Source organism: Oleiphilus sp. HI0061, from assembly GCF_001635675.1.
This window is the reverse complement of the sequence record NZ_LWFE01000747.1, coordinates 1-618: the sequence shown is the minus strand read 5'-3', so window position 1 is coordinate 618 and position 618 is coordinate 1. Positions and strand designations below refer to the sequence as shown.

General features: G+C 38.3%; 1 protein-coding gene. It reads left to right on the top strand.

Annotated features, from left to right (window positions below; genetic code table 11):
• Window positions 1–307 (top strand): mechanosensitive ion channel family protein (locus A3735_RS09215; protein ID WP_156499558.1); only part of this gene is annotated, 307 nt, incomplete at its 5' end.
• Between the last annotated feature and the right edge of the window lie 311 nt (window positions 308–618).

Sequence of the window (618 nt, the reverse complement as noted above, 5' to 3'; positions counted from 1 at the left end):
GCTGGATACTCGCCGTGTTGATTTCGTTTTTGGTATTGGTTATAGCGATGATATTGATAAAGCGAAAGCGATTATTGAAGGCTTGATCACTTCAGATTCTCGTGTATTAAAAGATCCTGAGCATTTGATTGCGATCTCTGAATTAGCGGATAGTTCCGTCAACTTTACCGTTAGGGTTTGGACTAAGACGGCGGACTACTGGGCAGTTCACTTCACAATGTTCGAAGCAGTTAAGAAAGCGTTTGATGAGCAAGGAATTAGTATTCCGTTCCCTCAGCAAGACGTACATATGCATACAGTTCAATAACCTACATATTGGCGCCGGTCATCTAAGGCGTTATTTATTTTGCTGAAAAAAGGCGCTCTTTCGAGCGCCTTTTTTATTTATAAACGTTTTTTCTAACCTGCGTAAGAATGAAAACAAGTGTGATAATACCTCTGAAAAACTGGAAAAAAACGCATCTATAAACGACGCTAATAAAAAGATACTTTTTGTTACTTCAACTTATCTTTGTTCGTGACTAAGATGAAGTTAATAAAGAATTTAGTATCAACGAATTTTGCTGGTCTCTATCTGCCTGTGCATAGCGCTTCAGAAATACGAAGTGACTGAGACAA